We start from the raw sequence: 7,248 nt of genomic DNA, 5'->3' as shown, positions 1-7,248 counted from the left end.
GGCGGACGGGACGGGAGCGGGGGGCGGACGGGGAGGAGGGCGATTCAACGGACATGGGTCGGCACGTACGGCATCGGCCGGGGGCGCACAAGCGCCGGGCATGCCGGGGTAGGGGCTGGCCGCATGCGAGGCATGAGGGAGAGTGGCCGCTTCGGAGCGGACGGGGTGCGCCTTGAGGGGACGTTGGGTGCGTGCTAGCCCGGAGGCCATGCCCCATGCCCTCTTCCAGCCCCCGGGTGGACGCGCTTCGCCGGGCGGGGAGGGGGGCTTCCGGTCGCTCGCGGAGCGCCCTTCCACCGGGTTTCGGATCCGGTCTGGTGCCTGGGTCGGGTTCGGTCGTCGGCTTGGGGCCACGCCCGGTCCGTGGCTCGGGCTCGTCGGGGCGCTGGTGCCGGCGGCGGTGCTGGCGTGTCCCTCGTGCACGGCCCGGGCGCCGGAGTCTCCGGGCGGAGCGGGCGAGCTGCTGCTGGCGCTGATGCTGGTGCCCTTCGCGCTGGTGGGCGTGGGGCTCTGGGCGGCCCGGCGGGCAGGGCGGGAGGAGCGGGCTTCGGCCCCCGTGGAACAGGAGCATTCGTGATGGCGGAGTCCCCTGCGTTGCCCCTGTCTTCCGCGAGCGACGTCGCGCCGCCGGATGCGCAGGCGCCCCTGGCGGTACCGCCCGCGCGTGGGGCGTGGAGCCTGGCGCCGCCGGAGAACGCGAGCGCGACGGGAGACCGCATCGACGCGCTGCTGGCCACGAGCCATGGCTTCGACGTGGCGCTGGCGGCGGTGATGCTCGGGTGGTTGTTGCTGGCGGTGGTGCGCTTCCGGGGCGCGCGGAAGGTGGCGCCGGACGGGGGCACGCGTCGCTCGAGGGCATGGGTGCTGGGAGTGGCGCTGGGCGTGTTCGGCGTGGTGGACGGGACGCTGTTCCTGGGCTCCCAGGGCTACCTGCGCGACGTGCTCTGGAACTTCCGCGTCCCCGCCGAGGATCCGCGCACGGTGCGCATCGAGATCAACGCGCACCAGTGGTCGTGGGAGGCGCGGTACGCGGGCGCGGACGGGGCGTTCGGCACGAAGGACGACGTGGTGACGTGGAACGACCTGCGCGTGCCGGCGGGAGTGCCCGTCTGGGTGCAGCTCGTCTCCACGGACGTGGTGCACGGGTTCTCACTGCCGGCCTTCCGCGTGAAGCTGGATGCGATTCCGGGCCGCGTGAACCAGACGTGGTTCCAGGCCGCGCGCGAGGGGGCGTGGGAGGCGGCCTGCTACCAGCACTGCGGCACCAGCCACTACCGGATGCGCGGCATTCTGACGGCGCTGTCCCCGGAGGCGTACGCCGCGTGGCTGCACGAGGCGAGCCTGAAGGCGGTGCAGGGCTACGACCCGGATGACACGGCGGCCCACTGGGGCTGGGTGTGGAGGACGCCATGAAGGCGGGGGCGTTCTTGAAGTCGCTCTGGACGACGGACCCCCAGCGCGTGGCGCGGCAGTACCTGTGGGGTGGGTTCCTGTTCCTGCTGGTGGGCGGCCTGCTGGCCATGCTCATCCGCTTCCAGTGGGCGTGGCCCGGGCAGCCGGTGCCGGGGCTCGGGTGGGCGCTGCCGGAGTCGAAGGGCGCGCTGACGCCGCCCGCGTACACGGCCGTGTTCACGATGCACGGCCTGCTGATGATCTTCTTCGCGGTGACGCCGCTGCTCTTCGGGGCGCTGGGGCACTTCGTGCTGCCGCTGGCCATCGGGTCGAAGCAGATGGCGTTCCCCCGGCTGTCGCCGTTGGGCTTCTGGGCCTACGCGGTGGGCGGCGCGCTGATGCTGGTGTCGTTCGTCGTGCGGCTGGGGCCCGCGAGCGCGGGGTGGACGTCGTATCCGCCGCTGGCGACGCCCGCGTTCACGCCGGGGCTGGGGCAGACGCTGGTGACGGTGGCGGTGTTGTGCGTGGGCGTGTCCGCGTTCCTGTACGGGCTCAACTTCGTCGTCACGGTGGTGCGCTGCCGCGCGCCGGGGATGACGTGGGGACGGATGCCGCTGGTGGTGTGGGGGCTGTTCTACGGCGCGGTGCTCAACGTGCTGTTCGTGCCGGTGCTGGCGGCGGCCACGGGGATGTTGCTGTTGGACCGGGTGGCGGGCACGCAGTTCTTCATCGCGGGCGCGGCGGCGGTGGGCGGGGGCGGCGACCCGGTGGTGTACCAGCACCTGTTCTGGCTGTTCGGCCACCCGGAGGTCTACATCCTCATCCTGCCCGCGTGGGGCATGGTGGGGGACTTCGTGGCGTTCTTCAGCCGCAAGCCCGCGCACGGCTACCGGCTGACGGCGGGGGCCATGGGCGCGGTGACGGCGCTGAGCGGCGCGGTGTACGCGCACCACCTGTTCACCAGCGGGATGGCGCCGGTGCTCGGGCGCACGTTCATGGTGCTGACGCTGCTCATCTCCCTGCCCGCGGAGGTGATGTTCCTCAACTGGCTGATGACGCTGTGGCGGGGCAGCGTGCGGCTCACGTCGCCGATGCTCGCGGCGCTGGCGACGATGATCGTCTTCGGCCTGGGCGGCATCACGGGCCTGGCGTTGGGCGCGGTGGCGACGGACGTGCCGCTGCACGGGACCATGTGGGTGGTGGGCCACTTCCACCTGACGATGGGCGCGGCCAGCTTCCTCGCGGTGTTCGCGGGGCTCTACTTCTGGTTCCCCCGCATGTACGGGCGCGCGCTGGATGAACGGCTGGCGAAAGTGCACGTGGTGCTGAGCGCGGTGCTGTTCATCGCCGTCTTCGGTGGCCAGCTGGTGGCGGGCTACGCGGGGCAGCTGCGGCGGCTCTATGACCCGTACCAGTACACGTTCCTCGCGCACCTGCTCACGTTGAACCGGTGGACCAGCTGGGCCGCGTTCGCGCTGGGCACGGCGCAGCTGGTGTTCGTGGTGAACCTGGTGCGGACGCTCGGGTGGGGCCGGGCCGCGGAACCGAACCCGTGGAAGGTGGGCACGCTGGAGTGGACGGACGCGGTGCCCGGCGCCGTGGTGCTGCGCGGGCCGCATGCGCTGTCGCAACTGGAAGTACAAGAGCAACTGGGTCGCGACTGGATTGGACAGGCGGAGCCGCTGCCCTCGGGCGTGCCCGTGGCGGAGCCGGTGGCGCCGCCGGTGCCCGGGGTGGAGGGCGCGGTCTAGCGGTGCTCCCAGAGGTCCACGCCGCCGGCGTCACCCGAGGGGAAGCGGCGGACGAAGTGCTGCTTGAACCAGGGGCGGCTCTCCGGTGTGAGCTGCCAGGTGCCCCGCCAGCCGAGGACGACGAAGCGGCAGGAGTCCAGCATGATGCGCAGGGCCTGCTGGGCCTCGGGGGCGGAGAGGGCCTCGGCGGTGTCCTCGAAGCGGTCACCGGTGCTCATGGCGTCCTGGAGCATGGTGGCGTAGCCGTCCACGATGGGGGTGGCCCCCATGGGGAGCCGGCCCGCCGCGAGCGCCCAGCCGGGCTCGAAGGAGAAGAGGCACGCCTTGGGCGGCACGTCGGTGCGGATGGACTTCGCGAGCGCCGCGACGTCCGGGGCCTGCTGCTGGCCACTCTGGATGACGTGCCACGCGCCGGGAAGGCACGCGGCGGCGAGGAGCAGTGCGGCCACGGTCCGTGATGCGGCGCGGCCCCAGCGCACGCTGAAGGCATGGAGCACGGAAGCGCCCAGTCCCGCGAGCACGGCCTCCGAAGCGGCGAGGTGCGCGTTGTACTGGTTCCAGTAGGTCCGCGACGCGAGGAACAGGGCGACGCTGAGGATGAACGCGCAGGCGAAGAAGCGGGCGGCGGGGCGCTGCTCCGGCTCGGCACGGAAGGCGCGCACGCACGCGGTGCCCAGGCCCACGAGGGCGAGGAGGACCTCTCCCAACCGTCGCTCGTGGAAGATGTCGCGCAGGCGCAGCCAGCGGTCCGGCTCACCATCCGGAGGGCGCACGGCCTGGAAGGTGAGGACGTCGCGGAGGAACTCGGAAGGGGCGAGCGCGGCCAGCGGGCCGACAACGACGGCGAAGGTGGCGACCGCGACGAGCACCGGCAGGAGCGCGTGACGCCACGACTCCCTCCCCGGGCGGGCGAGCAGCGCGGCGACGAGCCACAGTCCCCCCGGGAGCTTCACGGAGATGGCGAGGCCCAGCAGCACGCCCGCGCCGATGCGGCGTGCGCGGGAGTGTGTGCCGGGGGCGAGCCACAGGTTCGCGAAGCCCAGGCACAGGACGTTGAGCAGGGGTTCGAGGAAGGTGCCCCGCTCGACGAGGGCGGCCTCCGGATACGTGGCATAGGCGAGCGCGGCCACGCAGCCCGCGAGCGGACCCCAGGCGCGCCAGGCGACGCGGCCCGCGAGGAACACGCACAGGGCGCCCACGGCGGCGGCGATGTAGCGGGTGACGCCGTAGGCGGTGGCCGCATCGAGCCCCAGCGTGAGCGCGGCCCCGGGAGCCCAGAGCAGCAGCGCGCCGGGCGGGTGGACGAAGATGAAGTCGCGGTAGGGCAGGTCCCCGCGCAGCAGGAGCGACGCGGCGGAGAAGTAGACGCCCTCGTCGTAGTCCATGGGGTAGCCCATGGCGCCGGAGCGATGGAAGAACGCCAGCGCGCGCAACACCCAGGCGCCCAGCGCCACGATGATCAACGGCCAGAGGTCCAGGCCCCGCGAAGTGCGAGCGAGGACGGAAGGAGACGGCGAGGCGACTGGAGTGGGCGCGGGTTGCATCGGAAGTGAGCGCGGAAGGCTACTACCGGAGGGCCGTGCCGCACGCGGCCTTCTTGCACGCTCCAGCGAGGCTTCCATCGGGCTCGGGCCTCGATGCGTGGATGCACAGGGGCGGGGCCCGAGCAGGCTTCGTGTTTCGCCCCCTGTCCCATGCAAGGCCCCCGTGTGGCTCACGGGTGTGATGCCCGGAGGTGATTCGGCCGATGGGCGCCGCTCCGAGGGACGGGGGACTGCCCGGCTTCCTGGTGCTTTCCGCCGGCCCCAGGCGTGCGAGAGTCCTCCCCCGTGAGCACGAATGACTCCGCCGGGACGCTGGCCTCCACGTCCCCCCAGCGCGACGAAGCCAACCTCTGGTTCGGGGCCGTCATCGCGCACGCGGCGGCCGCGATGCTCTTCTGCGCGGTGGCCTTCACCGCGGGCTTCTACCGGCTGCGCGGCTTCTTTCCCCCGATGTCCGCGCGCCCCGGCTCCCTCGTTCCCGCGCTGGCGGGAGGGCTCCTCGTCATCGGGGCCGTGCTGCTGCACGTCGCGCTCGGGCGTGGCTCGGATCCACGCCGGATCCGGCTCACGTTGCTGTGCACGCTGGGCGCCGGGGCGGGATTCCTGGCGACGCAGGCGGCCTGGCTGCATGTGCTGTTCTGGTACCGCGACCTGCGCATCCCCGGCAGCGGCGTCTTCGCCTCCGCGCTGTATGGCCTGTCGGCGGTGCAGGCCGCGCACCTGTCGGTCGTGCTCGTGGGGGTGCTGCGCGCGGGACTCCGCTTCCTGCGGGGCCTGGAGGCACGCGCTCCGTTGCAGCGGGCCCTGCCGGGTTGGTGGTGTTCGACGGTGATGTATGGCGTCCTCTTCGCGGTGGTGTACCTCCCATGAAGCCCACTCCCTGCTTTTCGCTCCGCATGCTCGCCGTGCTCGCGCTGGGGGCACTCGCCCCCGCGTGCCGCAAGGAGGCGCCCACCTTCGAGCCCCTGAAGCTCGCGGACGGCACCGTCATCCCCGCCGCGACGCTGGCTCGCGGCCATGACGTCTACACGCACTACTGCGCGTCCTGTCACGGCGAGAAGGGCGACGGTCAGGGCCCGGCGGGCTCCGGCATGCGGCCTCCGCCGCGCAACTTCCAGCAGGGCCTGTACAAGTTCGGCGGCGTGGCCGCGGGCGAACTGCCCACCGACGACGCGCTCAAGCGCACCCTGCGCCGGGGCCTGCACGGCACGCCCATGTTCGCGTGGGACGTGCCCCCCGCGGACGTGGACGCGGTGGTGCAATACCTCAAGACCCTCAGCCCGCGCTGGAAGCAGGAGTCCCCCGGCGCGGCGCTCACCCTGTCCGATGACCCTTGGAAGGGCCGTGACGCCGAGGCCGTGGAGCGCGGCCGCACCGTCTACCACGTGGCCGGCAAGGGCAACGCGGGCTGCGCCAGCTGCCACGTCGCATACCTGCCCCGCGCGGAGCTCGCCGCGCTCACGGAGAGCGTCACCGGCCGCAAGGTGAACCTGGCGAACGCGGATCCGTACACCGCGCTGCCTCGCGATTCGGACTACTCGCTCACCGTGGACGCGAAGGGTGAGGCCACGCAGTTCGCCAAGGTGCTGCCGCCGGACTTCCTCTTCCACCGCCTGCGCACCGTGTGGCCCCAGGGCACTCGCGTGGAGGGCCAGCCGTACACCGCGCAGGCCCAGCGAGAGGACCTCTACCGGGTCATGGCCGCGGGCGTCGGAGGCGCCGCCATGCCGTCGTGGAAGGGCGCCATCCCGGAGGAGAACCTCTGGGCGCTCGCGTACTACGTGCAGAGCCTCGTCGTGATGAACGACACCGGCGCGGCCCGCGACCTCCAGCAACGGTTGCGTGACTCGAAGGTGCAGGAATAGCGGATAGATCCAGCAACCTGAAAAGTAGGTCTTCCTGGGAAACTAATTCCCAGCCGTCGCGAAAATCCGGGCACTGATTTCCTCTTTTCCCGGAGTTTCACCCGTGACGACCTATTCCGTTCGCAGCGGCGACACGTTGAGCGGCCTCGCGCAGCGGTTCAACACGTCGGTGGGTTCGCTCCAGAAGACGAACCACATCGCGAACGCGAACCTCATCCGCGTGGGCCAGCGGCTGACGGTGCCGGACGGGTTCCAGGCGGCGCCGTCGAAGGCGGGCAGCTACACGGTGCGCAGCGGCGACACGCTGAGCGGCATCGCGGGGCGGCACGGCACGACGACGGCGGCGCTGGCGAAGGCGAACCACATCGCCAACCCGAACAAGATCTACGTGGGCCAGAAGCTGACGATTCCGGGCGCGGGCGGTGGCGCGGCGCCGGTGACGTCGAAGCCGCCGTCCTCCGGGGGCGCTTCGTACACGGTGCGCAGCGGCGACACGCTGAGCGGCATCGCGGGCCGGTACGGCACGACGGTGGGGGCGTTGCAGCAGGCGAACCACATCGCGGATCCGAACAAGATCCAGGTCGGACAGAAGCTGACGATTCCGGGCCGCACGGGTGGCACGGGCGGGACGTCGAAGCCGCCTCCGTCCACGGGCGGAGTGGGCGGAACGCCGGGCACGTCGGGTGGGAAGGGTGG

The 7,248-nt window shown here is 72.1% G+C and carries 7 protein-coding genes; 6 read left to right on the top strand and 1 reads right to left on the bottom strand.

Annotated elements, in window-relative coordinates; all coding sequences use genetic code 11:
• The first annotated feature begins 208 nt into the window (after nt 1–208).
• The 3 genes from D7X32_RS45190 to D7X32_RS41900 are packed head-to-tail and all read left to right on the top strand — an operon-like array spanning nt 209 to nt 3,143.
• Nucleotides 209–577, top strand: a complete 369-nt coding sequence (locus tag D7X32_RS45190; protein WP_147450482.1) for a hypothetical protein — start codon at nt 209–211, stop codon at nt 575–577.
• Entirely contained in the window at nt 577–1,413 is an 837-nt protein-coding gene (locus D7X32_RS41905; RefSeq protein WP_120608105.1) for a cytochrome c oxidase subunit II, read from the top strand. The genes D7X32_RS45190 and D7X32_RS41905 overlap by 1 nt, the downstream gene beginning before the upstream one ends.
• A complete protein-coding gene (locus tag D7X32_RS41900) occupies nt 1,410–3,143 on the top strand; it encodes a cytochrome c oxidase subunit I (RefSeq protein WP_120608107.1) in 1,734 nt (577 codons plus the stop codon). The genes D7X32_RS41905 and D7X32_RS41900 overlap by 4 nt, the downstream gene beginning before the upstream one ends.
• Here the strand turns inward: D7X32_RS41900 and D7X32_RS41895 are convergent.
• Complete coding sequence (locus tag D7X32_RS41895) at nt 3,140–4,597, bottom strand: ArnT family glycosyltransferase (RefSeq protein ID WP_244239478.1); 1,458 nt, start codon at nt 4,595–4,597, stop codon at nt 3,140–3,142. The genes D7X32_RS41900 and D7X32_RS41895 overlap by 4 nt on opposite strands.
• A gap of 375 nt (nt 4,598–4,972) precedes the next feature.
• Between D7X32_RS41895 and D7X32_RS41890 the strand changes: the two genes are divergently transcribed.
• The 3 genes from D7X32_RS41890 to D7X32_RS41880 all read left to right on the top strand — a co-directional run.
• Nucleotides 4,973–5,557 carry a hypothetical protein gene (locus D7X32_RS41890; RefSeq protein WP_120608103.1) on the top strand — a complete coding sequence of 195 codons (585 nt, stop codon included), beginning with the start codon at nt 4,973–4,975 and terminating at the stop codon, nt 5,555–5,557.
• Nucleotides 5,554–6,552, top strand: coding sequence for a cytochrome c (locus D7X32_RS41885; protein ID WP_171449922.1), 999 nt, complete (start codon nt 5,554–5,556; stop codon nt 6,550–6,552). The genes D7X32_RS41890 and D7X32_RS41885 overlap by 4 nt, the downstream gene beginning before the upstream one ends.
• Nucleotides 6,553–6,655: 103 nt before the next feature.
• The coding region (locus tag D7X32_RS41880) for a lytic transglycosylase (protein WP_120608101.1) at nt 6,656–7,248 on the top strand (593 nt) is incomplete at its 3' end.

This window comes from Corallococcus carmarthensis, assembly GCF_003611695.1.
GTDB lineage: Bacteria > Myxococcota > Myxococcia > Myxococcales > Myxococcaceae > Corallococcus > Corallococcus carmarthensis.
Note: the sequence above shows the minus strand (reverse complement) of the source record. Positions and strands in the feature narration are given on the sequence as shown.